General features: G+C 42.7%; 23 protein-coding genes. 5 read left to right on the top strand and 18 right to left on the bottom strand.

The genetic code is table 11. The annotated features are described in order from the left end of the window. Positions 1-238 precede the first annotated feature (238 nt). From melA to ACYH0L_RS08980, 10 genes are all read right to left on the bottom strand, one after another. Positions 239-1,570, bottom strand: a complete 1,332-nt coding sequence (gene melA / locus ACYH0L_RS08935; protein WP_249705546.1) for an alpha-glucosidase/alpha-galactosidase — start codon at positions 1,568-1,570, stop codon at positions 239-241. Positions 1,571-1,599: 29 nt separating this feature from the next. After that, a complete protein-coding gene (locus tag ACYH0L_RS08940) occupies positions 1,600-2,430 on the bottom strand; it encodes a carbohydrate ABC transporter permease (protein ID WP_099728386.1) in 831 nt (276 codons plus the stop codon). Then, a complete protein-coding gene (locus tag ACYH0L_RS08945) occupies positions 2,430-3,362 on the bottom strand; it encodes a carbohydrate ABC transporter permease (RefSeq protein WP_249705545.1) in 933 nt (310 codons plus the stop codon). The genes ACYH0L_RS08940 and ACYH0L_RS08945 overlap by 1 nt, the downstream gene beginning before the upstream one ends. 30 nt (positions 3,363-3,392) lie before the next feature. After that, complete coding sequence (locus ACYH0L_RS08950) at positions 3,393-4,649, bottom strand: ABC transporter substrate-binding protein (protein WP_099728388.1); 1,257 nt, start codon at positions 4,647-4,649, stop codon at positions 3,393-3,395. Positions 4,650-4,866: 217 nt separating this feature from the next. Continuing rightward, positions 4,867-5,907, bottom strand: a complete 1,041-nt coding sequence (locus tag ACYH0L_RS08955) for a LacI family DNA-binding transcriptional regulator (RefSeq protein ID WP_230030233.1) — start codon at positions 5,905-5,907, stop codon at positions 4,867-4,869. Between the two features lie 186 nt (positions 5,908-6,093). After that, positions 6,094-6,786, bottom strand: a complete 693-nt coding sequence (gene alsE / locus ACYH0L_RS08960) for a D-allulose 6-phosphate 3-epimerase (protein ID WP_099728390.1) — start codon at positions 6,784-6,786, stop codon at positions 6,094-6,096. Between the two features lie 18 nt (positions 6,787-6,804). After that, complete coding sequence (locus tag ACYH0L_RS08965) at positions 6,805-8,067, bottom strand: PTS ascorbate transporter subunit IIC (RefSeq protein ID WP_230030234.1); 1,263 nt, start codon at positions 8,065-8,067, stop codon at positions 6,805-6,807. Positions 8,068-8,092: 25 nt separating this feature from the next. Next, on the bottom strand, positions 8,093-8,359 hold the full coding sequence (locus tag ACYH0L_RS08970; RefSeq protein WP_099728392.1) for a PTS sugar transporter subunit IIB: 267 nt from the start codon (positions 8,357-8,359) through the stop codon (positions 8,093-8,095). Positions 8,360-8,374: 15 nt separating this feature from the next. Beyond that, on the bottom strand, positions 8,375-10,447 hold the full coding sequence (locus ACYH0L_RS08975) for a BglG family transcription antiterminator (protein WP_482354483.1): 2,073 nt from the start codon (positions 10,445-10,447) through the stop codon (positions 8,375-8,377). Between the two features lie 147 nt (positions 10,448-10,594). After that, a complete protein-coding gene (locus tag ACYH0L_RS08980; RefSeq protein ID WP_230030538.1) occupies positions 10,595-11,026 on the bottom strand; it encodes a MarR family winged helix-turn-helix transcriptional regulator in 432 nt (143 codons plus the stop codon). A 158-nt stretch (positions 11,027-11,184) separates the two neighbouring features. Between ACYH0L_RS08980 and ACYH0L_RS08985 the strand changes: the two genes are divergently transcribed. Then, positions 11,185-12,705, top strand: coding sequence for an MDR family MFS transporter (locus ACYH0L_RS08985; protein WP_367308194.1), 1,521 nt, complete (start codon positions 11,185-11,187; stop codon positions 12,703-12,705). A 41-nt stretch (positions 12,706-12,746) separates the two neighbouring features. Here ACYH0L_RS08985 and ACYH0L_RS08990 read toward each other — a convergent pair whose 3' ends face one another. The 5 genes from ACYH0L_RS08990 to ACYH0L_RS09010 form a co-directional block, all read right to left on the bottom strand. Further along, entirely contained in the window at positions 12,747-13,616 is an 870-nt protein-coding gene (locus ACYH0L_RS08990; protein WP_249705543.1) for a class II fructose-bisphosphate aldolase, read from the bottom strand. 2 nt (positions 13,617-13,618) lie between these two features. After that, positions 13,619-14,077 (bottom strand): PTS sugar transporter subunit IIA, encoded by a 459-nt coding sequence (locus tag ACYH0L_RS08995; RefSeq protein ID WP_230030238.1) that lies wholly within the window; start codon positions 14,075-14,077, stop codon positions 13,619-13,621. A 14-nt stretch (positions 14,078-14,091) separates the two neighbouring features. Continuing rightward, a complete protein-coding gene (locus ACYH0L_RS09000) occupies positions 14,092-15,513 on the bottom strand; it encodes a PTS fructose transporter subunit IIC (protein WP_230030239.1) in 1,422 nt (473 codons plus the stop codon). Positions 15,514-15,525: 12 nt separating this feature from the next. Then, entirely contained in the window at positions 15,526-16,440 is a 915-nt protein-coding gene (gene pfkB, locus ACYH0L_RS09005; RefSeq protein WP_230030240.1) for a 1-phosphofructokinase, read from the bottom strand. 129 nt (positions 16,441-16,569) lie between these two features. Then, entirely contained in the window at positions 16,570-17,346 is a 777-nt protein-coding gene (locus ACYH0L_RS09010) for a MurR/RpiR family transcriptional regulator (RefSeq protein ID WP_099727817.1), read from the bottom strand. Between the two features lie 162 nt (positions 17,347-17,508). Here ACYH0L_RS09010 and ACYH0L_RS09015 point away from each other — a divergent pair, with 162 nt between their 5' ends. Further along, a complete protein-coding gene (locus ACYH0L_RS09015; protein ID WP_230030241.1) occupies positions 17,509-18,915 on the top strand; it encodes a phospholipase D-like domain-containing protein in 1,407 nt (468 codons plus the stop codon). A 10-nt stretch (positions 18,916-18,925) separates the two neighbouring features. Here the strand turns inward: ACYH0L_RS09015 and ACYH0L_RS09020 are convergent, their stop codons facing one another. Genes ACYH0L_RS09020 through ACYH0L_RS09030 form a run of 3 tightly spaced genes read right to left on the bottom strand, consistent with a single transcriptional unit; the run spans position 18,926 to position 20,558 of the window. Next, positions 18,926-19,411 carry a DMT family transporter gene (locus ACYH0L_RS09020; RefSeq protein ID WP_099727819.1) on the bottom strand — a complete coding sequence of 162 codons (486 nt, stop codon included), beginning with the start codon at positions 19,409-19,411 and terminating at the stop codon, positions 18,926-18,928. 21 nt (positions 19,412-19,432) lie between these two features. Further along, complete coding sequence (locus tag ACYH0L_RS09025) at positions 19,433-20,119, bottom strand: Crp/Fnr family transcriptional regulator (protein ID WP_099727820.1); 687 nt, start codon at positions 20,117-20,119, stop codon at positions 19,433-19,435. 13 nt (positions 20,120-20,132) lie between these two features. Next, a complete protein-coding gene (locus ACYH0L_RS09030) occupies positions 20,133-20,558 on the bottom strand; it encodes a DMT family transporter (RefSeq protein ID WP_099727821.1) in 426 nt (141 codons plus the stop codon). A gap of 211 nt (positions 20,559-20,769) precedes the next feature. Between ACYH0L_RS09030 and ACYH0L_RS09035 the strand changes: the two genes are divergently transcribed. From ACYH0L_RS09035 to cysI, 3 genes are all read left to right on the top strand, one after another. Next, positions 20,770-22,197 carry an aldehyde dehydrogenase family protein gene (locus ACYH0L_RS09035; protein ID WP_099727822.1) on the top strand — a complete coding sequence of 476 codons (1,428 nt, stop codon included), beginning with the start codon at positions 20,770-20,772 and terminating at the stop codon, positions 22,195-22,197. 208 nt (positions 22,198-22,405) lie between these two features. Beyond that, positions 22,406-24,223, top strand: coding sequence for an assimilatory sulfite reductase (NADPH) flavoprotein subunit (locus ACYH0L_RS09040; RefSeq protein WP_099727823.1), 1,818 nt, complete (start codon positions 22,406-22,408; stop codon positions 24,221-24,223). A 32-nt stretch (positions 24,224-24,255) separates the two neighbouring features. Then, complete coding sequence (gene cysI / locus ACYH0L_RS09045; RefSeq protein ID WP_099727824.1) at positions 24,256-25,974, top strand: assimilatory sulfite reductase (NADPH) hemoprotein subunit; 1,719 nt, start codon at positions 24,256-24,258, stop codon at positions 25,972-25,974. Positions 25,975-25,978: the final 4 nt, after the last annotated feature.

Consider the following 25,978-nt stretch of genomic DNA (forward strand, 5'->3'; position numbering starts at 1 on the left):
AAACAGCTTTCTCTAAGCTGTAATGTCAAGTGCTGTCAGCCCTTGATTGCCGCAGATCCCTCCCCACTTGTTTATGTGATATGACACCACAATATCATCAATTAGTGATATATTATTGGTTAACTGTTGGTTAACTTTAAAAAATCATAATATTAAAAACGCTTTCAGTCAATGATCTTTTTGCTACATAAGAAAAACCTGATGCGCTGTGCATCAGGTAAAGGCTGGTTCATTTCAGTTATTTCGTTGATACGGTATATTGATTCGCTTCTGTATAATTTGGCAGCATCTCTCCATGAGCTTCAATTAATTCATCACATAATTTGATGGTGTCATCAATCGAAAGTTCAGCACTTGTATGTGGGTCTAGTAAAGCCGCTTGATAAATGTGCTCTTTTTTGCCGCTGATCGCAGCTTCAATCGTTATGAGCTGTGAGCTGATGTTGGTTCGGTTGAGTCCAGCCAATTGTTCAGGTATCTCTCCGACATAACATGGCATGATGCCGCTTCGATCTGCAACACACGGCACTTCTACACAGGCTTTTTCAGGTAGGTTGTGAATGAGGCCTCCTGTGTTCAGTACATTCCCACCAAATTTAAAGGGAGCGTTGGTTTCGATGGCTTCAATAATACGTGAACCATATTCTTTAGAGCGAGTATGCGTGATTTGTGTATTCCCCACAAGATCATGCTTCATTGTATTCCAATTGTTGATTTGTTCCTCGCAGCGCCTCGGATATTCATCGAGCGGAATGTTAAACTGACCGATCAGTTCTGGATAGCGTGATTTAATGAAATAAGGATGGTATTCGGCATTATGCTCTGAGGATTCTGTGACATAGTAGCCGAATTTATCCATTAGCTCAAAACGAACCATATCATGATGCCGCGATTGCTGCTTTTCTTTTGCTCTTCTTTTGATTTCTGGATACAAGTCTTTTCCGTCCCGTTTCACCTCTAATAACCATGCCATGTGATTAATGCCGGCAATTTTTTCTTCAATGCCTTCATGGTCCATTTCAAGTGAGTCAAACAGATCCTTTGTACACACCTGCACACTATGGCAAAGACCAACCGTTTGGATCGGTGTATAACGGAGCATGGCGCCTGTCAGTGTGGCCATTGGATTTGTGTAATTTAACAATAAGGCATTTGGGCAAACCTCCTCCATATCCTTTGCAAAGTCTAGCATCACAGGAATGGTTCGAAGTGAACGGAAGATGCCGCCGATGCCAACCGTATCAGCAATCGTTTGTCTTAACCCATATTTTTTAGGAATCTCAAAATCAATGACAGTACTAGGCTGATAGCCTCCAACCTGGATGGCATTGATGACATATTTCGCATTCTTTAAGGCTTCTTTACGATTGTGATAGGACTGAATCGTCACATTTGCAGCGTAGTTTTCTTTTAAGTGCCGCAGCATCGTTTCTGATTCTTTCAGCCGGTTGTGGTCGATATCATATAATGCGAATTCAAAGCCGGCAAGTGCGGGGACGAACAGACAATCTCCTAATATATTTTTAGCAAAGACGGTACTCCCTGCACCGATAAATGTAATTTTAGACATAGACGACTCTCCTTTTTACAAATGTTGGATTACCCTTTGACAGAGCCTTGGGAAAGCCCTGCAATAAAATATTTTTGCAAAAGTAAAAACATCGTGACCATTGGCAGCATCGCTATGAGAGCGGCGGCGCCAACAAGCTGGAGCTGATGCTGATTTTGACCAAAAAAATTGGATAAGGCGACAGTGAGTGTATGCATCTCTTTATCTTGCAAAAAGAAGATGGCAAATTGATAGTCGTTCCAAATATACACACAGGCAATGATTAAAACAGAAGCGGTAATTGGCTTCAGCAGCGGAAAAACGATGGTGAAAAAAACTCTGAGTGTCCCCGCTCCATCAATACGAGCTGCTTCTTCAAGCTCCTTCGGAATGGTCGAGCGGATAAAACCTGCGTATAAAAAAATCGTCAGCGGCAAAAAAGCGGCTACATTGTTTAAAATAGCGATCTGATAGGTGTTCATCATCCCGATTTGAACGACCATTTTATATAGTGGAACGAGGGCTGTGAGCGGCGGAATGACCATAATCGCAATGAATAAAAGATACACCGCTTTATTGAGCTTTGTCACCCTTCTTGCGAGCGGATAGGCTGCAAGAGATCCAAGAATGATGAGTAATACCGCCGAGCTGAACGTAATGATCACTGTATTCAAAAAGGACTGGCCAAGCTGTGCCTCTGTCCATGCAATGCGAAAGTTTTCAAAATGGAGTGTTGATGGAAACAGCCATTTTGAGCTGAAATCTCCTATGCCCTTTAGTGATGTCGTTACCAAAATATAAAATGGAATCAAATGAAGCAATGTAATCAATAGCGCCAGTAAGGAGTACCATCTTTTCTTGCGTTTATAGGCGTTATCCATCACACCTCGGTCTCCTTTCGTTTGAAATAGATCAGTGCTGTAACACTAATGACAAGGATGATGACTGCCATGAAAACACCTTGCGTCGCTGCATAGCCTGCATCCTGACGTTTGAAATATAGATCATACATAAAGGTCGACATCGATTGTGAGGAATCTCCAGGTCCGCCGCCAGTGAGTGCTACAATGACATCGAACAGCTTGAGTCCGCCAATGACATTGAGCACAACATTAATGGTGATGGACGGCATTAAAAGCGGCAATGTGATCTGCCTGAATTGCTGGAGGCTTGACGCGCCATCTAATTGTGCCGCTTCATAATAATCCTTTGGAATACTTTGAAGTCCTGCTAAATAAATGATCATTGCAATACCGACGAATTGATACGTATTGACAAACACAATGATCCATGTGTTTAATTGCGGATTGCCGAGCGCATTCATTTGATCAAATCCAAAAAGTGTCACAACATCGTTCAATGCACCACCTTGGTAGGCAAACACAAAATACCAAATATAGCCCATGGCAATTGGGCTGATCATGACGGGTAAATAGATCACCGTTCTTGTGATGGCTCTCATCTTTAAGCTTTGATGTAGCAGGAGAGCATATCCAAGTCCAATGATATTTTGTAAAATTGTGCTCCCGATTCCGTAAAGAAGCGTGTTTTTGACAACAAGCCATGTTGTAGGGTCTTGAAGCAGCCGTTTGTATTGATCAAGTCCAATCCACTCATCATTTTGCGAGAAACCGTTCCAATTTGTAAAAGAAAGCTGAATCCCGTTAAAAAAGGGATAGATGATAAAGGTACTGACCACGAGAACAGCTGGCATGTACATCCACCAAAGTGATGAATTCTGGCTTTTTTTCATCTTCTGTTTAGGAAAAGAGGTGAATGTCGCCGCCTGTTTTTCTTTTGTGATGTCACTCATTGGCTTCACTCCTGTTTCAGCATAAGACAGCTATTGTTTTTTCAGGCGCTTATATTCCTCTTCCATTTTCTTTGATAATTGTTCTGGTGTGATAGAGCCTGCTAATAATTCTTGACCAGTTGTTGCCATGACAGCCCACATACCGCTCGGTAAGTATTTTCGGTCAAAATATGGTTCAATCTTGATATGTTCGTATTGCTCGTAAAACGTAGAGTAATAGTTTTTGGCTTTCACCTGCTTTAAGGCGGTTTCAGAGGATGTGCCCTCTGCGATTTTCTTCGCATTTTCTGGTTTTGCTAAAAAGTCGATGAATTGTTTTGCTTCTTTTAGATGTTTGGATTCCTTCCATGCAGCGACAGTAAACCGTTCTCCGCCAATCCAGCTTTGCTTATCTCCTTCATGAATGGCTGGAACAGGCATCGTCCCTACTTTGATCGATTGATTGAGCTCTGTCGCTTCAGGACCTAGAGATCCCCCGACAAAAGTGAAAGCGATTTTGTTTTGCGCCATCAGCTCAGGAGCTTGTGATAGTTTCGCTGTAAGGACATCTTTGTTTAAAAGGTCTTGATCCTTCAGCTCCTTCATGAACTGTGCAAGCGGTGTATAGTTAGACCAATCAAATGATCCGTTTTCAAGTTCTTTACCGTATTGATGTTTTTGATCGGTGATTAATAAAGGCGTGGCTAGTTCATCAAAGACTTGGGCGATATTTGAATTATCCCCTCCCGGTATCCAGAGCGGCACAACATCTCCCTTGCTTTTTTCTTTGACCGTTTGTAAAGCACTTTTGAGTTCATTTAGTGTTTTAGGTACTTCAATGCCGTATTCTTTTAAAAGATTGGCATTAAAACTGAGCCCGTCCTTGGCTTGATTCAGCGGATAGGCATACACTTTGCCATCTTTGTCCTTTAATATCTGGTCGAGTGAAGGATCAAGCTGTTTGACCCAGTCCATCTCCTTTAAATCAGCCACATACTCGCTATAGCGCAATTTCGCCCAGCCATGTGTATCAAATAGGTCAGGCATATCGTTTGCCCCCATTTTGACGCGTATCATATCTTCGTAGCTGTTGCCAGGGAAATTGGCATCGATCCGAATGCTTTCATGTTCTTTTTCAAAATCACGAATCACTTCTTCAAACGCTTTTCTTTCCCCGCTGTTACTCATCGTGGAAAATAGAGTCAGGGTGACCTTTCCGTTTGCTTCAGACGCGCCGTTATTGCCGCAAGCAGACAAAATAACGGTCAAGAAAAAGGCTGCACACATCATCATGATTTTTTTATTCATGGTTTCCTCCTTTTGATCACTGAAAATTCAGACGATAATAGGTAGAATTCATGCAGTTGCGGAAACAAAAGAAGTCCATTATACTGGAATTCTATTCTTTTCAAAGAGATAAGAGAGCATATCGGTAAGTTGCCTTGTTTTCAGCATGATCTGGCCATCATGCTTAGCAGCTTCCTTTCTGCTTTTTTGTCTCTTTTTTGTTTACTGAAATCTTGGTTCACCCCCTTTCATGGATGGGGCATGTGCTGCCCCGTTTAATGAGCTTAGTTGGTACGACGACTTTTAGAGGCAGCTTTCTTCCTCGTATCCGTTCAAGCAAAAGCTTTAGACCAACTTCCCCCATTTCTTCTGTATACACTTTGACGGTCGTGAGCGTGGGGCTTGAAAATGAAGCGGCTTCAATGTCATTAAACCCAACAATGGATACATCTAGAGGCACACGGAGACCCGCTTCATGTAGAGCGCGCATAGCACCGATCGCCATGGAGTCACTTCCGATAAAAAAGGCTTCTGGGAGATTTCCTTTTTGGATGGCTTGCTGCATAAGCGTATAACCTTCTTGCATGGAGTATTCACCAATGTGGATGTCATCCATATGAAGACCTCCTGCCTCTTGCATTCTTTTCATAAAAGTCGTTTGTCTTTCGTCCTCAATGACAGCGTTCCCTTCGAAATAATGTTCCCGTTCTTTCCCGCCGATATAGCCTAGGTGTGTGTAGCCGAGAGATTGCAGGTGACGAATCCCGCGATCAGCCGCTCTTACAAAGTCCACATGTACGCAATCATACAAATCTTCATCTGCATAATGATTGATAAAAACAATGTGCTCCATGCGATTTGTCATTTTTTCAACAGTATCGGGGCTGATTCGTCCAATGACGATCAAACCGTCTATATCCTTTAGCATCGCACCTTTGTCCATGCTTCTCAGGCGAAATGTATGGAGGGTGGACAGGTCTTGTTTGGCATATTCTTTTTCGATTCCTTTTCGAATGGATGAAAAAAAGGGATCATTTAATTCTTCATCAATGGATTGTGCGACAACGACACCGATGACTGGGGATACAGATGGGCTTTTTCCTTCTGGTTGATCGGCTTTTCTTGCTCTCACTGGGGTATAGTTTAATTTTTTGGCTATGTCGAGGATGTTTTGTCTTGTTGCGTGTGAAACGGCTAGCGTTTGGTCGCCATTTAACACACGGGATACAGTAGAAACGGACACTTTTGCATCATGAGCAATATCTTTGAGTGTGGTCATAGGCAAACTCCTCACGGCTTATTTGACTAAATGTTTACTAAAGATATTTGAAGAATAACACATAAATAAAGCGCTTTCAATTATAAATTTGCGCTTTTAGTCATGTTTTTGAGTATGTGTTGGTGAACGTGCAGTGCTTTTAGTAAATTTACGTAAAAAAGAGGATGGGTTTCATCCTCTCTTTTACTAAGGCGATTCAATTGTGGCTGTTTCTTTTGCAAATAATTGCTTCATTGTTTCCCAGGCGGTGTCGAGTTGTTCATGAAGGCCAAATAAGCCTGAGGTGCCGATGATGTAGATCTCATTTCCAGCCTCAGCAAGGAGGCGGAAGGTGTTTTCATTACAAGAGCCGTCTACTTCGATTGAAAACGAGTATCCTCCCTTCTCTTTTACATCCTTCACCTCTTTGATTTTCTGAAGCATTTCTTGAATAAAAGGCTGTCCGGCAAAGCCTGGATCGATCGTCATGATCGTCACTCGGTCTATTAAATGAATAAAAGCATCTAACGCCGCAACTGGTGTGGCAGGATTTAAGACAAAGCCGACCTCACACTCTCTTTGGTGGATATGCCGGATGATTCGAAAGACGTCTTTTTGCACGACTTCTGGGTGTAAACAAATCATGGTTGCGCCTGCATCAATACATGCATCGATTAAAAATTCCTGGGGGTGTTCGGCCATAAGATGAACATCAATCGGTACATCTGTCAGTTTCCGAAGCTGTTCAATGAAAAAGGGTGATAAGGTGATATTCTTCACGTAATGACCATCCATGATGTCGACATGATACCGATTTGCTCTCGTGTTAAGAAGATGAATTTGTTCACGGAAGTGTGTTAAATCCATGCACATCAGTGAAGGTGAAAAAATGGCTGTCATTCTCAGCCTCCTCCTTTTTTAAAGATGAAATAAAAACTTGATCATTCCAATCAAGATTCCGATGATACCGAAGTCTGTATCTCCAAAAGTTGTCCCTTCAAAGCCAAGAGTTCCTAACACAGGGAGTAAACAAGCAGGTAAGAATGAAAGAAGTAATCCATTCACAAATGCCCCTGCGACAGCACCTCTCACCCCTCCTGTTGCATTGCCATACACTCCTGCTGTAGCACCGCAAAAAAAGTGCGGGACAAGACCAGGGACAATCACAGTTAAACCAAACAAAGGCAAAAGGAAAATGGACAAAATTCCTCCTGCAAAGCTGCATAAAAAACCGATGATGACCGCATTTGGAGCAAATGGAAAAACGGTTGGCGCATCAAGGGCCGGCTTTGCTCCTTTCACAAAGCGATCGGCAATCCCTTTAAAAGCAGGCACGATTTCACCAATTGCCATCCGAACCCCTGCTAAAATAATATATACACCAGCTGCAAAGGTAATGGCCTGGATGAGAATAAAGACGGCGAAATTCGTGCCTCCGCTGATCTGTTCTATAAAGGAAATCCCTGCAAACGGTGCGATCGCAAAGAACAGCAAAGCCATTGTGATCGAAATTGCAACAGATGTATCTCTTAGAAAGCCGAGTGATTTAGGCACTTGAATGGTCTCTGTAGATTTCTCTGGACGGCCTACCCATTTGCCGATCATTCCCGCTGTAAAATAACCGAAGGTACTGAAGTGGCCGAGCGCGAGATCATCGTTTCCGGTGACTTTCCTTGTATAGGGCTGAAGGATAGCGGGTGCAATCACCATAGCTGTACCTAATATGATCGAACCGGTGGTGACAAGGAGCGCTCCGTGCATTCCGGCTGTTGAGAGAACGACTGCGAGCATCGCAGCCATATATAAGGTATGGTGACCTGTTAAAAAGACGTATTTAAAGGGTGTGAATTTTGCCAGTAACAGATTGACCAGCATGCCAAAAATCATAATGAGCGCTGTCTGTGTACCGAATTCCTTTTGGGCAATGGCCGCCATGGCATCTGTATTTGGAACAACTCCTTGAATGTGAAAGGCTGCTTCAAACATTTTTCGAAAAACACCAAGTGAATCAGACACGACTGTGGCGCCGGCTCCTAATATTAAGAATCCCATGGTTGTTTTCAAGGTGCCTGACACGGTATCTGCGGCTGATTTTTTCTGCAAAAGTAAACCGGCTAGTGCAAACAAACCGATGAGAATTGCAGGCGTGCCCAATATATCGTTCATGATCAGTTCTATCATGATGTGAATCCCCCTTTTTCCTGACTTATATGTGTTTGCGAAGAACGTCTTTAATGGATTCCTGGTCTAACAAGTTATTTAATCCAGCAACCTTTCTTGTACCGTCATCCAGTTGATCAATAATGTCTTTTGCTCCGATATACAGATCGGCTTTTTCATTTTTACTTGTACTGAGATCGGTATGATCCACTTTAGCTAAAAGGCCTAACTCTTCTAAAGCTTTTTTGACATTCATTTCTACAATAAAGCTGCTTCCTAATCCGTTTCCGCACACAACAAGAATTTTTTTCATTCTCTTTTTCCCCCTTTATACTTGTGAAAATTGATCAATTAGTTCTTGAATCGATGCTAATTCCTCTGCTTCAATTAATTGTTGGATTCGTTTTTCATCACTTAGCAGCATGGTCAGCTGTTTGAGTGCTTTCAGGTGAGTCATACTGTCAATGGCAGCTAGCACAATGACGAGCCGAACCTGCTTTTTTTCATCCTTTGAAAAGTAAACAGGCTGTTTGAATGACATGAGTGACATGCTTAATGTGTTCACGCCGTCCTCTGGTCTGGCATGCGGAATCGCCACTTGTGGTGCAATCACAATATAAGGCCCATTTTGATGAACGGACTGAATCATGGCTTCCACATAACCTCCCTGAATGGCATTTTGATCGAGTAAAGGCTGCGCTGCTTTTGTGAGGGCCTCTTGCCACGTTTCTGCGGTTTGCTGGAGCTGAATGGTTTCTTCTGTTAATAAATCGTTTAACACTGGTTTCCACCCTTTCTGATGGGATACATATTCGGGATGAAGCAGCTCCTTAAGATCACGAAGCAGTGCTTTTTCATTTTGTACGATGGTATGCTGCTGAATGATGTTGAATAAAACGTCTACCCTTTGCTCATCAAGCCTGGTTTCCCCGCCATCCCCATATTGGAGCAATATTTTTTTCTCATAGGCGGTAAGAATAGGGTGAACGACGTGAACGGGTTTTCCTTTAAACGAAATCGGTGTTGTTGATACAACAAAGTCGGCATCGATGGATGACAATTCTTCATATGAACGCTTAGATAACAGAGCGCGTACCTCGATGTAGCCGATTAATTCAAGCAGCTGTGTTTTCAGCATGTGACTTGTGCCAATTCCTTCGCCGCAGACAATGTATACAGAACGCCTCTCAATCGGTGAAATCCCTTCTCTTCTCATCCAGCCGCCAAAATGCATCGCAACATACGCAATTTCGTGGTCGCTCATCTTTGAACAGGTCGCCTTTTCTAAATGGCATGCGACCTTTTGAGTGATTTCAAACACCTCTGGCTGTGCTTTTTTCATCGAATCTGTTAATTCATTGATGATCCCAACGTGATAGATGAGCCTGTAATAGGCCGGAATTAAATGCATGGTTAAGTTTTTCTCTAAGGCTTCTGGCTCTTGAAAGGAAATACAAGCATACCGCTGAAAGTCAAATATCATTTGTCTGGCGATGGTACGAATGAGATGCTCTTCAGGTTTTTTACTTGATGGAAGCTTTTGTTTCTTTGCGCTGAGCCATAGCGTGCTAAGAAAATAGATTTCATCATCATGAACATGAAGACTGGTTTCTTTTTGAATCTGTGCCATGAAGCGAATAGCAGCCAAGCATTCATCTGTTTCCTGCAATGTACGCTTTTCTTCGTTTGAAAGATGCACAGCACGTCCTAGCTTCATCCGCTTGAAGTAGAAAAAGAGATCCAAAGACAGCTGATCCAGCATGTCATCTGCAAACTCGAGCTTAAGTTCTTGTTCTGAGTGCTGGAGGAGAAGGTGTAACCGCTTATATGAAATAGGGCCCTTTAACCAAAACGAAGGAAACGTTTTTTCGTTTTTGATCATTGTTCGAATGAAGTGGATATAGGGCTTTAAAGCCAATCGAATCGCTCTTTCGTCACCTGATAAAAAATAGCCGCAGGCTGCCTGATAATGAAGGGTGAGCTGCTGCTTTGAAAGCGCCTCTTTTAGCTGTTTCATATCTTCAAGCAATGTATTCCGGCTTACCTTTGTCATCTCTATGAAATCATCAATCCTTAAGCGTTTCTCGCTGCACGCAATGGATAAGAGCAGAATCGCACGCCTTTCCTTTACACATGGTTCATAATCATGACCGACGAGAATGGTGTCTGCTTTTTTCAGAATCGCTTCTTTCTCACTTGGATTTAAATAGTAGCCAAACTGTGCTTTTCGCTGAACACGGCTAAGCTGATGTGTTTCGAGCCAGTTATTCATTCGTTTGATGTCGGAGTAGACGGTTCGAGTAGAGACATTCAGTCGATTCTGTAAGTCTTCGATTGATAGATAAGATGTCGTGTGAAGCAGCATCGATAATAAAGTGGTGCCCCTTTTGGTTAAATACAGATGGAATCCCTCCCTTCTTCCCTTTGGTTATAAGTTTAATCAACTGACTGGCGGCAAAGAAGTCCAAATGTCTTCAGCTTTTGATGTGCAGCTTTTGGGTTCCCATTTTTTCCATAAGAAAAAGCACACCCGCATGAGTGTGCTTTGTTACGATTTAGATTTGAGCAGTTGGAGTTCTTGATCCATGATATGAGCTGTTTCGGAAATAAATTGAATGATGAGATCTAATTCTTCGGGCTTGTACTCATTTGTCAGTTCTTTGGTTGAAGCTGATAAAGATCGGAAAAGTTGTTTCACCTGTGATTTCCCCGCAGTCAGTGGAACAATGATGACCCTTCGCTTGTCTTTTGGGTCCTTCTCCCTTTTGGCGTAGCCTGCTTTTTCAAGCCGGTCAATAAGAGCCGTGACGGCACCTGAGCTAAGACCTGTTTTTTCACTTAATTCGCCTGCTGTGAGTGGTCCCAGTTCGTTTAATAAATCGGCTGATTTGAGATCTGTTGGGAAAAGGCCGAGCGATTGAGCGGCCGCTTGGTGGAACAAAACCGTTCGTGTGGCAAGTCGCCTCATCGTATGAATCATCAGGTCTGCTCTGTCTTCAGCCCCGTTCTTTATTGACAACTTGTTCTCCTCCCTTTAAAATCAATTTATCTTGATCATCAAGATAAATGTTCTCTTACTTAATGATTAAATTGATCATAGCAAAAAAAAGAAGAGAACGTAAGCAGGAGGTAAATGAAATGAATACTGTGGATAAAGGCAAGGCATCCACTCGCTTCGTTGTCATCGGTTTGCTGTTAGGTATTTTTATGGCAGCGATGGACAATACCATTGTCGCAACAGCGATGGGGAGCATCGTAGCAGATTTAGGCAGTTTTGATAAATTTGCTTGGGTGACCGCTTCTTACATGGTGGCAGTGATGGCCGGAATGCCGATTTATGGAAAGCTTTCTGATATGTATGGTCGAAAGCGTTTTTTTCTGTTTGGACTTATTTTCTTTTTAATTGGATCTGCGCTGTGTGGTATTGCACAAACGATGGATCAGCTCATTATTTACCGAGCCATTCAAGGGCTTGGAGGCGGTGCACTGCTTCCGATCGCATTTACGATTATCTTTGATATCTTCCCGCCTGAAAAGCGCGGAAAAATGTCAGGTATGTTTGGTGCAGTATTTGGTTTATCAAGTGTACTTGGCCCGCTGTTAGGTGCCATTATTACGGATTCGATCGGCTGGCATTGGGTTTTCTATATTAACGTGCCAATCGGTATCGTCAGTGTGATCTTGATCGCCAGATACTATCAGGAATCGCTTGAGCATCGTAAGCAGAAAATCGACTGGTCAGGTGCCATTACTCTTGTCGTTTCAGTTGTAAGCTTGATGTTCGCACTTGAGCTTGGCGGTAAATCTTATGCTTGGGATTCCGTACAAATCCTAACACTATTTGCTGTATTTGTTGTCTTCGGTACCATCTTTTTTATCGTTGAGCGTAAAGCTGAGGAACCGATTATTTCATTTTGGATGTTTAAAAATCGTTTATTTGCGACATCTCAAATTTTAGCGTTTTTATATGGCGGGACGTTTATAATTCTTGCCGTCTTTATCCCTATTTTCGTGCAGGCAGTGTACGGTGAATCTGCGACAAGTGCAGGCTTCATTTTAACTCCGATGATGATAGGGTCCGTCATTGGCAGTATGATTGGCGGAACGATGCAGACGAAAGTACCTTTCAGACGCCTTATGACCATTTCTGTGATTTCATTTTTCGCTGGGATGATGCTGCTTGCCAACATGTCACCAGATACAGCAAGACTCTGGCTCACGCTCTTTATGATGATATCAGGCTTTGGTGTCGGCTTTAGCTTCTCCCTTCTGCCATCTGCTTCAATGAATGATCTCTCTCCGCGCTATCGCGGCAGTGCGAACTCAACCAATTCGTTTATGAGATCTCTTGGGATGACGTTAGGTGTGACGGTTTTCGGGACGATTCAAACAAATGTCCTGACGAATCGTTTAGCAGATGCCTTCAGCGGAATGAAAGGAGCCCCTTCTCAAATTGGCGATCCGCAATCCATTTTCCAAGAGGGTGCCCGCTCACAAATTCCGCCTGATATTTTAAATAAAGTCATTGATGCGATGTCACAAAGTATTACGTACGTATTTATGATTGCTTTATTCCCGATTGCACTTGCGGCGATTACGGTCGTATTTATGGGGAATGCACGAGTACGCACATCAAACGAAATGAAAGAAAGTGAATAATGTGAAAAAGCAGAGCGATGGTGGCTCTGCTTTTTTTCGTCTCATTGATATAAAAGATGGGCTTTGCCTTCACTGCCAACGATCCGTATTTTAGATGTGACCATGTCCTTTGCTGCTTGTTTTGCTTTTTGTAAATACATACGCGGATCTAAGCTTTCGGGTTCGTTTGAGAAATGATCACGAATGGCTTCGGAGTAGGCGTTTTTTAGTTCAGTTGAGACATTGACCTTAGCCATACCAAGTGTTACACATCTTCTGACATCCTCTTCTGGTACAGCTGAACCTCCGTGCAGGACAAGTGGTACATTGACAAGCGCTGCAATTTGTTCAATGCGGTCAAAATCAATATCCGGTACCCCTTTATAAATGCCGTGGGCGGTGCCGATCGCAGGCGCTAAAGTGGGTACCCCTGTTTCTTCTATAAATTGACGGCACTCTGATGGAATGGCTTTTTCAGCATCCTTTTCATCTACCACGATGTCATCTTCTACGCCGCCTACCTTGCCTAGCTCGGCTTCTACATTCACACCTACTTTTAATGCAAGATCAACCACTTCTTTTGTGCGGCGTACATTTTCTTCATACGAATGCATCGATGCATCGATCATAACGGATGTATAACCCGCCCTGATACAGGTAAGAATCACATCAAAGTCAGTACAATGATCCAGGTGAAGACCGATTGGGATTTGATATTGGTCAGCTGCCGCCTTCACTGTATCTGCAATGGCTTTTGCTCCAAGAGATTGAACCGTTCCGACCGTCGTTTGCAAAATCACAGGTGACTTTAATTCAGCTGCCGTTTCGAGCACCCAATAAATACTGTCAAAGGAGTGCACATTGAATGCGACAATTCCGTATTTTTCTTTTTTTGCAGCTTCAAGCATCGGTGTTGTTGAAAGTAAAGGCATGGTCAAACATCCTCTCTAGTCAAAATTTCTGTTTTTAATACAGCGAGCATTTCTTCATTTGTTCTTGTTTCGAGCAGCTTTTGACGTTTCGCTTCATCCATTAAGCCTCGTGAAAGAGCAGAAAGTGCTTTTAAATGAGTGGTCCCTGCTTCATTTTTTGGGATCAGTAAGGATAAAAAGAAAAAGCAAGGCTTTCCATCAAAAGCGTCCCATTCAATTCCGGTTTCAGTGCGGACGATCACTAGTGCTGGTTTCGTGATGGCGTCTGTCTGTGTATGCGGAATGGCAAATCCATCTTGAAAGCCTGTTGTACTAAGAGCTTCCCTTTCAGCTAAGCCTTCTTTGACATCCTCTGGCGATGTGCAAATACCTGCTTTGCAGGCAATGTCAGCAATGGCTGCGAAAACGCCTGCCTGTGAAGAAGCTGTTTCATGAAGATTCATATAAATATGTTCCATCATTTCTCTTCCCCCTATTAAACTGCGGCTTTGTCTATTTTTTTACGGTAAAGTCCGTATAGAATCGCACCGATCATAGATCCGATCAATATGGAAAGCACCCACTGAAATGCGCCTGTGACGACTGGTAGGACAAGGAATCCGCCATGCGGTGCAGGAACCTGTACGCCGAACAAATAAGTCAAAATAGCAGAGATGGCCGAACCAAACATAATAATCGGCAGGACAACGACTGGGTTTTTGGCCGCAAACGGGATGGCCCCTTCGGTAATATGTGTAGCACCTAGAATATAGTTGATCGCCCCTGCATTTCGTTCTTGTGGTGTGAAATGTTTTCGGAAAATCGTTGTCGCAATCGCAATGATAAGCGGCGGTGTAATGCATGCAGCAGACACACCTGCCATGAAATAAAGATTGCCTTCTGCAAGTAAAGCCGTTCCTGTCACATAGGCTGCTTTGTTAAAAGGTCCACCCATATCAAATCCACACATAGCCCCAACAATTAAGCCTAAGAGCAGCGGATTCGTGGATTGAACGGATGAGAGAAAATCCATTAGTGAATTATTTAACCCTGTAATTGGAACTAATAGAGGAGTCATCACAGCCCCTATCAAGAAAATACCGATGACGGGATAGATGAAGATCGATTTTAATCCATCAAGTGATGCAGGTAATTTTTGAAGCATGAATTGAAGCAATAGAATGATATATCCTGCTGCAAAACCTGCGATAATACCACCTAAGAAACCGGCACCTCCATCGTTTGCAAGCAGCCCTCCTATAAATCCAACAACCATCCCTGGCCGTCTTGCGATCGAATCAGCGATAAATGCTGCTAAAATCGGAACCATTAAGCTAAAGCCGAGTCCGCCAATGCTTTTCAAATAGGCAGCAAACGGGTGATACGTTTCATGCTGAGGGTCAGCAGAGTAGATGCCAAATAGAAAAGAAAGGGCAATTAAAACCCCGCCGCCTACGACAAATGGAAGCATGTGTGATACACCGTTCATTAAGTGCTTATAGATGGTGTGTATCCATTTATTTGACGTCTTTTGCTGAGTGGGTGAAGGTGCAGATGCAGATGTATTCTCGGTAACAGCAGCCCTGCCTTTCACTTGATGAATAGGTGCATCTCCATTTAAAATACTCTGGATCAGCTCAGCTGGCGTGCGAATTCCTTTAGATACAGGCACTTCTATGAGTGGTTTTCCATGAAAACGGTCTGTGTGCACATCTTTGTCAGCTGCAACAATGACTCCATCAGCTTCCATAATGTCTTGGTCCGTTAAAGCGTTTTCAATTCCTACTTGACCATGCGTTTCGACTTTGATGTCGACCCCTAATTGCTCAGCAGCTATTTTTAAGGCCTCAGCTGCCATAAATGTGTGCGCAATGCCTGTTGGACAGCCGGTTGCAGCGACAATTTTTTTACGGCTCATGTTGACTCCCCCTTATATGTTGTGAATGTGAATTTGCTCTATCAGCGACTTGATATCATGTAAATCACTTAAGCCTTTTGAAAATGCGGTAGATGCTCCTGTTGCAATCCCGTAGCGTAAGCATTCTTCGGCTGAATGTCCTTCAAGCTGTTTACTAATAAATGCTGCGAGCATGGCATCTCCTGAACAAGCTGTGTTTACTACCGTGCCTGTTGGTGCGTTTCCTTTTAACACGTCTTCCTTCGTGATGAATAGAGCCCCTTCTCCTCCGCGGGAAATGAGTACTTGCTCTGCACCCATCTCGATGAGTTTTTCTCCGGATTGAATGAGTTCTGTTTCTGATAAATGATGTGTTTTGCCGAAAAAAGCGGCCAATTCTTCTTCATTTGGTTTTAATAAATACGGATTGTACTGAAGCGTCTCAAGAACCGCTATAGAGCTTGTATCTAAAATGAATTTGACGTTGTTTTGATGACAAATTGCAGCTACTTCTGAAAAAATGCTGGCTGGTACGCCCTTTGGCAGACTGCCTGACATAATGAGGATACCGCCCTGCGGGATTGCTGAAATTTTCTCGCGAAAGGCGTGAAGTGCTTTTGCCTGAATGGCAGGACCTTGATTCACAAGCTTGTATTCTTCTGTTGTATTGATAAAAACGTTAATGCGCGTAATTCCTTCAACCGGGATAAAATCTGTTGGAATGGAAAGATCTTTTAAGGATTGCTCAATATATGAACCAGAAAACCCGGCAATAAAGCCTAATGCAGTGCTGTTAACGCCATATTTTTTTAGCATAATCGACACATTGACGCCTTTTCCATTCGGCTGATAATCCTCATCTTCTGTGCGGTTCACTGTATTTGCCCGCATTTCTTTTAATGCAATATATAGGTCAATAGCAGGATTTAAGGTGCAGGTATAAATCAATTGGTTTCACCTTCTTTCTTTTCTCTAAAGAAAGTATCTCATACGATTCAATGAAAATGTTTTCAGATTGTGTAAAGGTTTTCATGAGGAAAAGCCTTCCAGCACAAAGTCTAGAAGGCTTCTTATCGGTTATTTCATTCGGATCACGTAGGCGTCTAGTAAAATGCGGGCAATGACATGAAGAGACAGGCGGGAGCGGACTTCATAATCTGGGAAGAAAGATTGTTCGCCTTTATATCCGACTAGTGTCATGTCTGATATTTTACTTAATGTAGAATCAATTCTTGTTGTGACGGTAATGGTTGTGACCTGCTTCATGCTTAGATTTTGACAGGCTTCAACTAGTTCTGCTGTTTCTCCATTTAATGAAACAAAGATGGCAAGTTCGTTTTTATCAATGTCGCGCGATTTTAGTCGAATGATATTCGGATCGTCGTGCACTTCACATGTTTTTCCGATGAGCTGTAATTTGATGGTCATCTCTTTGGCAATCATCTCTGAGAAGCCTCTGCCAAAAATATAAATTTTATCTGCATCATGTATTTTTTGAACGGCATCTTCAATTTGCCCAATACTTTGCAGCTGTATCGTCTTTAAAACCTCTTCTTCATTTTTACGAATCGCCAGTTTGATGTCTTCATCAATATTTTTTAGCTGGTCGCTTTCATCTGTCATTTTCTTTTCTTGTTTCAATCGATATTTAAAGGATGTATAGCCGTTGTAACCAATTTTCTTCATCAGTCTGACAATAGTGGCTGTCGACACATTGGCTCTTTCACTTAAAGTAACGATGGATAAGGTGGAGATGTCCTCTAAATGCTGGTGAATATAATGGAGTAAGTACCGTTCTGTTTCACTTAATGTTTGATACACATCACTTGGAATATTAAATAATGGTTCATTCAATGCGATTCCCCCTTACTTATTTCATACTATAATTAAATGTCCTGTGAAAACAAGTTGATTCTTTTGTCCTGTAATTTTTTATTAGAAGGCGAAAATGAGTGGAATTTTATTTTTAACATAAACTAAGAAAAAGTAGTGTCTGTGCGAAAGGAGCTGATGACTATGCTTCATCTCTTCATTTTTCTAATTCTTCTATATGTGGTATATGTATTTTTGACCGCATTTGTTTTGTTTTATTTACCGGTACAAAAAACATGCAAGGAGCATTGCATTTATAAAGCCTCTTCTATCTCAGGAGACGACCAAGGCACAAATCAAGTCATGCTTCTTGACGACGGGTTTGAGTCGGGTCAAGTCAGAATCCAAATGATTCGTGAGGCTAAAAAGGTGATTCGTCTGAGTTATTATTCCATTCAAAAGGGAAAAACAGCCGAATGGGTACTTGGTGCTTTAATTGAGGCAGCTGATCGAGGAGTGAAGGTTCAGCTATTATTAGATGGCATCTGCCACAGCCTGCGTGGGCCGCTGAAGCATTTGCGCTATGCCGTAGCAAATCATCCGAACATGGCGATTCGTTTTTATGAGCCCTTTCGTTTGTTCAAGCCTTGGACGTGGCATAACCGTCTTCATGATAAGCTGCTTTTGGCTGATGGAAGAGTCGCAGTGATGGGCGGAAGAAATATCGGTGATAAATACTTTGCAGATCAGCCGCCGAAAAACTTTGCTTATGACCGTGATGTGCTGCTCTATAACGCCAAAAAGGGAAAAGTATTAGATGAAATGGAGCAATATTTCGTTTATCTATGGAATCATAACTTTACGAAAAGAACGAAAGATGTGTTCTCTAAGCAAAAAGCGAAAAAAGGGTTAAAACTGAGAAAGCAGCTGCTCAGATCCTATCACGAAGCGATGCACACGAAAGAACCTTTTGTCATGTCCTCCTTTGATTGGACAGCAGATGCCACTTGTGTGAAACAGATTGCATTTTTCACAAATCCAGTGGAGCGCTTCAATAAGCGTCCTCTCGTGCTGAAAAAATTAAACGATCTAGCTCACCGGGCAAAGCGTTCTGTTCTCATACAGACGCCTTATGTGATACCAACACGTCCCATGAAAGATGGACTTACTCCCTTAGCTGAAGACATTCAAACGACGCTCGTCACGAATTCTCTTACAGCAACACCAAATCCTTTGGCTTTTGCAGGATATTTAAGCACGAAAAAGGAACTGATGAAAACTGGCGTTCATTTGTATGAATATGAAGGCCCGTATTCGATTCATGGGAAATCGATGGTCATTGATGATTACTTAAGTATTATCGGGACATATAATTTAGATGCAAGGTCCAGTTTTTTAAATACAGAATCGATTTTGGTCATTGATAGCGCACCGTTTGCGTTATCTCTTACGCAGGCAATCGAGCGGAAAATCGCCTATAGTGTCCTCGTGGCTAAAGACCGAACAGAATATAAAACGAGCAACTATGGGAAGAAAAAAAAGCCTTTGATGAAAAGGCTCTTTTTAAATGGCTTATCGACGATAACCGTTATTTGGCGGCGATTGATCTGAAAAAGGGCAGCTACTTTTGTGGCAGCCCTTTTTCTTGCGATTGACCCTCTTCTGCTGACTCCAATTTGGTCAATTTAAACACCAAGATCCCAGCAACAATCACAATGACACCTAATAGTTTTGTAAAAGAAAATGCCACTTTTTCTAACCCAAGCCAGCCAAGCGAATCAAACAAAAGCGCGCAGCCTAGCTGTGAGGTGAGGACAATCGAGATCCCATAAGTGGGGCCTAGACGTTTGATGCTCTGAACAAGGCAGATGACAACCCCTACCCCAATGGCTCCGCTTACCCAGTACCAGGCTTCCATATGCCTTAATTGAAACATGCCAGTTCCTTCTAACATAAGACCCATAAAGAGTGAAGCAATAAAGCCCATTCCAAGAACAAGTGTCGTTGTTGACCAAGAGCCTGTATGCTCATTGACTTTACTATTAAAAATGGTTTGTAAGCTGACGAGTGCACCAGCTGTGATCGCTAATATTATTCCTATGATCATATATAAATCCCTTCGTTTCTTCTATTCATAAATGTTGTGCTCTGCTATTTCTAAAAGCCCTTTCCGGTCACGAATCGTAATCTTTCCTCTTCGCCTTTCAATCAGCCCTTTTTCCCTGAATTGCTGAATGACCCGATTAATATGACGGTAGCTCGTCCCAATTAAGCTCGCCGCATCAGTGAGACGCAGAGGGCGCGTTCGCGTGGTGTCGTCATCTGTTAAAACAGATAATAAATAGCTTGCGAGCCTGACTTCCACAGGATATAAAAGGTGGAAGCTTAAATCGTTTGATTTTGTATAAAATTTGTTTGTGATGCCTTTTAGCAAAAAGGTTAAAACATGAGGGTCATCCTTTGCATGGTGCATGAGCGCTTGATGGGAAATTCTTAGTATATGTACTTCTGTGACAGCTTCGACTGTATTGACCATATCCGTCTGCTGGACATATTCAATATCTCCAATCGCTTCAAGAGGATTTTTAAAGCAAAGAATAAAGGTTTTCCCTTCCTTTGTGGTGGTGAAAATCTTTAATTTTCCTTTCACTAACAAGTACAAGTACTCCCTCTTATCCCCTTTTGAACAAATCAGCTCACCTTGTTCATAGCGCCACAACGTCACATGTGACATCAAGTTCTGATGAAAGACGTTTTGTAAATGATGCGCCTTGATATAAGAGGAAAAAAGAGATTCATCGTGAAGCTCCTCCATCTGACTCCCTCCTTTATAGCTTTAAAATGATCACGCCCGCAATCATCAAAAGAATTCCTGCATAATGAGGCCATTTCATTTTCTTCTTCTGTACACCAAACCATCCTTTTGCATCAATTGCAAAGGTCAACGCAAGCTGTGCTATCAGTAAAGCAGCGATGGTGAGTGTCACACCAATCATTTGAATCGCGGTGACTTCATTAAAAATAATAATGGCTGCAAATGCCCCGCCAATTAAATAGAGTGGCTGCACCTTTTGATATTCTCGAAAGTGCCCATCCCGTACGATGAGTAAAATGAATAGAGAGATGATAAAACCGGTTAGCTGCGTGATAGTTGCCGCCTGCCATGTGCCGATATCCTGGCTGATTCTTGCGTTGGCTACGCCTTGCAGTGTAATACAAGCGCCTCCTAATAATGCGAAAATAACACCTTTCATTCTTTCAAATGCTCCTTCTTTTTCAGTCTAGTTCTATTAAATGATAGATGCCCTGATGTTGAAAAGGACATATGTCCCACTTTGCGTATTATATCAGAAACTTTTTCTATTGCAGTTTCTTCGTTTTAGATTTTTCACAGTGGGTACAGTTTTATATCAGCTGAAAACAGAATATTGAATTGAATCACATATAAAAAGGAGACATGTCAGAATGAGAAATCAAGAGAAACATTTTATTAATGGACAATGGGTCGCTTCAACAGGAAACGAAACGACGGAAGTGATTAATCCCGCTACAGAGGAAGTCATTGGCACAATTAGCTTAGGAACAAAAGAAGATTTAGATAAGGCCGTCAAGGCAGCTCGTGCCGCGTTTCCTTCTTTCTCAAAGACGTCTCGAAATGAACGAGTAGAGATGCTGGAAAACATTGTGCGCGGGTATGAAAAGCGCAAGGATGAACTTGTAGAAGTCATGACACAAGAGCTCGGTGCTCCGCTTAAAGTATCAGAAGAGGTTCATTACAAAATGGGACATGAACACTTCTCTAAAGCAGCAGAAGCACTTAAATCCTATACATTTACCGAGGACCGCGGCGGTCATACCATTATAAAAGAAGCCATTGGCGTCAGCGGACTGATTACACCGTGGAATTTCCCAACAAATCAAACATCACTTAAAATTGCTGGTGCGATTGCAGCAGGCTCACCCGTTGTCTTAAAGCCTGCGGAAATTACACCATTTGCTGCGATGATTCTTGCAGAAATCATTGATGAAGCAGGCGTACCAAAAGGTGTCTTCAACCTCGTGAATGGAACCGGTGAAGTCATTGGGGACGGCATTAGCTCACATCCTGATATTGATTTTGTTTCATTTACTGGTTCAGGTGCCGTCGGCTCTAAAATTATGGAAAATGCTGCAGACAATATGAAGAAAGTGGCCCTTGAGCTTGGCGGGAAATCCCCTCTTATCGTTTTAGGTGATGCAGATATGGATGAGGCAGCTGAAACCGCCGTTCATCATATTGCGATGAATACAGGTCAAGTGTGTTCGGCAGCCACACGAGTTCTCATTCCAGAATCGATGAAAGATTCGTTTGAAAAAGCGCTGCTGAATGCCCTGCCGAAGTTTACAGTTGGTGATCCGAGAGAAGATCACGCCACTGGCCCGCTCGTATCCAAAAAACAATGGGATACCGTGCAGTCTTATATTGAAAAAGGAATCGAAGAAGGCGCTACCCTCCTTGCAGGCGGAACTGGTAAGCCGGACGGCATTGACAAAGGATATTTCACGAAGCATACGATTTTCACAAATGTGAAAAATGATATGGCCATTGCACAAGAAGAAATATTTGGACCAGTGATGAGTGTCATCACGTATCAGGACCTAGATCATGCCCTTGACATCGCCAATGATACGGTTTATGGCCTTGCCGGATATGTTGTTGGAAAAGATGAAAAAACATTAAAATATGTCGCTGAACATATTCGTGCTGGCCAAATCACCATTAACAATGCCGAAACAGATTACTTTGCCCCATTTGGAGGCTTTAAGCAATCTGGTATCGGAAGAGAATGGGGAGATTTCGGTATCGAGGAATATTTAGAAGTGAAAGCTGTGATGGGGCTTCCAACTGCATAAGTCAGATAAAAAAGGAAAACGGCCATCCGTTTTCCTTTTTTATGCCCTCCCCTATTCGTACGTTCTTTGTCATTAGAAATCTTAATCATGACAATCAATATTATATATTTTACTTAATGGCAAACTTTCGGTAAAGTTCAAATTGAACCTATATATATAATTCCTATCGAATTAATCTATGTTTATATTCCTTGTGAGGTGGATATCGTTGCAACTTCATGTATTGAACAGTCCGTTTAGCCAGCAGCAGGCAGAACTACTCAATCAGCTGCTTCCGACTTTAACAGATCAACAAAAAATTTGGCTTACCGGTTATTTATCAGCACAGGCAGCTCTAGCCGGATCAGAAACGGCCACTCTGGCCCCTACTCCTTCCGCCGCAGTACCTGCACAGTCTGTCAGTAAAGATGTGACCGTACTTTATGGCTCGCAAACAGGCAATTCCGAAGGTTTAGCGAAAAAGACAGCGCAGCATCTTGAAGAGAAAGGTTTTCAAGTGACGCTCTCTTCTATGTCAGATTTTAAACCAAATAATCTGAAAAAAATAAACAATTTACTGGTGATCGTCAGCACACATGGCGAGGGAGATCCGCCTGATAATGCCCTTTCTTTCCATGAATATGTCCACGGCAGACGTGCGCCAAAGCTTGATCATTTAAGCTTCTCTGTTCTTTCACTAGGCGACAGCTCATACGAATTCTTCTGTCAGACGGGGAAAGAATTTGACGAGCGCTTAAAAGAACTTGGTGGAACGCGTCTTTTCGACCGGGTCGACTGTGACCTTGATTATGATGAACCGTTCTCTGAATGGCTTCAAGGGGTGACATCTTCTCTAAGCGAAGGTGAAGCAGCAATACTACCGCAAGAATCAGCGGGAGAAATAAGTAAAGCTGCTTCTGAATACTCAAGAACGAATCCCTTTTATGCTGAGGTGCTTGAAAATGTTAACCTGAATGGCCGCGGATCTAACAAAGAAACCCGCCATTTGGAGCTTTCTCTTGAAGGATCAGGACTTGTTTATGAGCCGGGCGACAGTCTTGGCATTTATCCGACAAATGATCCTACGCTTGTTGAGGAACTAATCAAGACATGCGGATGGAATGCAGAGGAAGCCGTAACCGCTCATAAAAACGGAGACACTCTTCCTTTAAAAGAAGCACTTACCTCGCACTTTGAGATTACAGTATTAACAAAACCTCTTCTTCAAAAGATCGCGGCATTCACGAAAAGTGAAGACTTGCAGGCCCTTTTAGAAGAAGGAAACGAAGAAAAGCTAAAAGCGTATATAGCAGGCCGAGACTTATTAGATGCGGCTCGCGATTTTGGTCCTTTTGAAGGAACAGCAGCAGATTTCACGTCTATTTTAAGAAAAATCCCTGCACGTCTATATTCGATTGCAAGCAGTCTAAAAGCAAATGACGAAGAGGTTCATTTGACAATAGGTGCTGTGAGATATGATGCACACGGGAGAGAACGTCAAGGGGTCTGCTCGATATTATGTGCAGAGCGCTTGCAGCCAGGTGATACGTTACCTGTTTATATTCAGCACAACCAAAACTTTAAACTTCCTCACGATACTGATGCACCGATCATTATGGTAGGACCAGGCACAGGCATCGCCCCTTTCCGTTCATTTATGCAGGAACGCGAGGAAATCGGTGCAAACGGAAAGTCATGGTTATTCTTCGGTGATCAGCACTTTGTGACGGATTTCTTATACCAAACAGAATGGCAAAAGTGGTTAAAGGATGGCGTCTTAACGAAAATGGACGTGGCTTTCTCAAGAGATTCAGAGGAAAAGGTATATGTCCAGCACCAAATGAAGAAACACAGTAAAGAATTATTCGAATGGCTTGAGCAAGGTGCCTATGTCTATGTTTGCGGTGATGAAAAGCATATGGCGCATGATGTTCATGGTACCCTTCTATCGATCATTCAAGAAGAAGGTGCGATGAGCAAAGAGAAAGCAGAAAGCTATCTTGCCAATTTACAGCAGCAAAAACGCTATCAGCGTGACGTCTATTGATTTGATGCTTGAAAGAAAGGAGCTTTTACGACATGGTGAAGACAGCATTAACAGCGCCGGATGGACCTCCGAGCGACGTAGAGGAAATTAAAGAAAAAAGTGATTATTTACGGGGTACGTTAAAAGAAGTCATGCTTGATCCGATTTCAGCGGGAATTCCTGATGATGACAACCGGCTGATGAAGCATCACGGCAGCTACTTGCAGGACGATCGTGACCTTAGAAATGAACGGCAAAAACAAAAGCTTGAACCTGCCTATCAATTTATGCTGCGCGTACGCCTGCCTGGCGGAATCGCCACATCAAAGCAGTGGCTTGTGATGGATGAGCTTGCTCACAAATACGGCAACGGCACGTTAAAGCTGACAACTCGTGAAACCTTCCAGCTTCACGGTATTTTAAAATGGAACATGAAAAAGACCATTCAAGACATTCATTCCACCATGCTTGATACGATCGCTGCTTGCGGGGATGTGAATCGGAATGTCATGTGTACTTCAAATCCCTATCAATCAGAAGTGCACCATGATGTGTACGAGCTGGCAAAAAAATTAAGTGATGACCTGCTTCCACAAACAAGAGCGTATCACGAGATTTGGCTTGATGAGGAAAAAGTAGCGGCAACGCCAGACACTGAAGTTGAGCCGATGTATGGTCCGCTTTATTTACCAAGAAAATTCAAGATTGGCGTTGCGGTCCCTCCTGCTAACGATATTGATGTCTTTTCACAGGATCTAGGCTTCATTGCGATTATCGAACATGATCAATTAGTCGGCTTTAATGTCGCGATTGGCGGCGGAATGGGTATGACTCACGGTGATACAGCGACCTACCCTCAACTTGCAAAGGTCATCGGTTTTTGTACACCTGAGCAGGTTGTGGAGATTGCCAAACAAGTGATCACCATTCAGCGTGACTACGGAAACCGTTCAGTAAGAAAAAATGCCCGCTTTAAATATACGGTGGACCGGCTCGGCCTTCAGAATGTAAAAGAAGAGCTTGAACGCCGCCTTGGATTTGCCCTTTTAGACGCCAGAGGTTATCACTTTGATCATAACGGTGACCGCTATGGCTGGGTAAAGGGCATTAACGGAAGATGGCATTATACGATGTTTGTTGAAGGCGGGCGCATCACAGATTATGATGATTATCCGCTGATGACAGGCATTCGTGAAATTGCAAAGATTCATACGGGTGACTTCCGCTTAACAGCGAATCAAAATTTAATCATTGGAAATGTCACATCTCATAAAAAGAAACAAATCGAGCAGCTGATACAGGAATTCGGTTTGTCAGACGGCCAGCAGCACTCTGCACTGCGCCGCAGTTCAATGGCTTGCGTTTCTCTTCCAACATGCGGCTTAGCAATGGCAGAAGCAGAACGCTACCTCCCTCGCTTGATTGACAGAATTGAAGAGATTGTAGAAGAAAACGGCTTAAGTGATAAAGAAATCACCATTCGAATGACTGGATGTCCAAATGGATGTGCCCGTCATGCTTTAGGTGAAATTGGCTTTATCGGAAAATCACCTGGCAAATACAACATGTATCTTGGCGCTGCGTTTGATGGCAGCAGGTTAAGTAAACTGTACCGGGAAAATGTGGGTGAGGAAGACATTTTAAGCGAGCTTGGCTCTTTGCTCCCTCGCTACGCAAAAGAACGAGAAGAAAATGAACATTTCGGTGATTTTGTGATACGGGCAGGTATTGTCAAAGAAACAACCGATGGAACGAATTTTCATGTGCAGTAAAAAA

This window comes from Bacillus sp. MC1252 (assembly GCF_056838025.1).

Coding starts and splice junctions, on each gene's coding strand:
- ACYH0L_RS08965 (WP_230030234.1), bottom strand. CDS start 8,067: ATGATAGAACTGATCATGAACGATATATTGGGCACGCCTGCAATTCTC.
- ACYH0L_RS09020 (WP_099727819.1), bottom strand. CDS start 19,411: ATGATCATAGGAATAATATTAGCGATCACAGCTGGTGCACTCGTCAGC.
- melA (WP_249705546.1), bottom strand. CDS start 1,570: ATGTCTAAAATTACATTTATCGGTGCAGGGAGTACCGTCTTTGCTAAA.
- cysI (WP_099727824.1), top strand. CDS start 24,256: ATGGTGAAGACAGCATTAACAGCGCCGGATGGACCTCCGAGCGACGTA.
- ACYH0L_RS08980 (WP_230030538.1), bottom strand. CDS start 11,026: ATGATTCATACGATGAGGCGACTTGCCACACGAACGGTTTTGTTCCAC.
- ACYH0L_RS08985 (WP_367308194.1), top strand. CDS start 11,185: ATGAATACTGTGGATAAAGGCAAGGCATCCACTCGCTTCGTTGTCATC.
- ACYH0L_RS08940 (WP_099728386.1), bottom strand. CDS start 2,430: ATGGATAACGCCTATAAACGCAAGAAAAGATGGTACTCCTTACTGGCG.
- ACYH0L_RS08955 (WP_230030233.1), bottom strand. CDS start 5,907: ATGACCACACTCAAAGATATTGCTCATGATGCAAAAGTGTCCGTTTCT.
- alsE (WP_099728390.1), bottom strand. CDS start 6,786: ATGACAGCCATTTTTTCACCTTCACTGATGTGCATGGATTTAACACAC.
- ACYH0L_RS08950 (WP_099728388.1), bottom strand. CDS start 4,649: ATGAATAAAAAAATCATGATGATGTGTGCAGCCTTTTTCTTGACCGTT.
- ACYH0L_RS09015 (WP_230030241.1), top strand. CDS start 17,509: ATGCTTCATCTCTTCATTTTTCTAATTCTTCTATATGTGGTATATGTA.
- ACYH0L_RS09000 (WP_230030239.1), bottom strand. CDS start 15,513: ATGAGCCGTAAAAAAATTGTCGCTGCAACCGGCTGTCCAACAGGCATT.
- ACYH0L_RS08995 (WP_230030238.1), bottom strand. CDS start 14,077: ATGATGGAACATATTTATATGAATCTTCATGAAACAGCTTCTTCACAG.
- ACYH0L_RS08970 (WP_099728392.1), bottom strand. CDS start 8,359: ATGAAAAAAATTCTTGTTGTGTGCGGAAACGGATTAGGAAGCAGCTTT.
- ACYH0L_RS08990 (WP_249705543.1), bottom strand. CDS start 13,616: ATGCCTTTACTTTCAACAACACCGATGCTTGAAGCTGCAAAAAAAGAA.
- ACYH0L_RS08945 (WP_249705545.1), bottom strand. CDS start 3,362: ATGAGTGACATCACAAAAGAAAAACAGGCGGCGACATTCACCTCTTTT.
- ACYH0L_RS09030 (WP_099727821.1), bottom strand. CDS start 20,558: ATGAAAGGTGTTATTTTCGCATTATTAGGAGGCGCTTGTATTACACTG.
- ACYH0L_RS09025 (WP_099727820.1), bottom strand. CDS start 20,119: ATGGAGGAGCTTCACGATGAATCTCTTTTTTCCTCTTATATCAAGGCG.
- ACYH0L_RS09035 (WP_099727822.1), top strand. CDS start 20,770: ATGAGAAATCAAGAGAAACATTTTATTAATGGACAATGGGTCGCTTCA.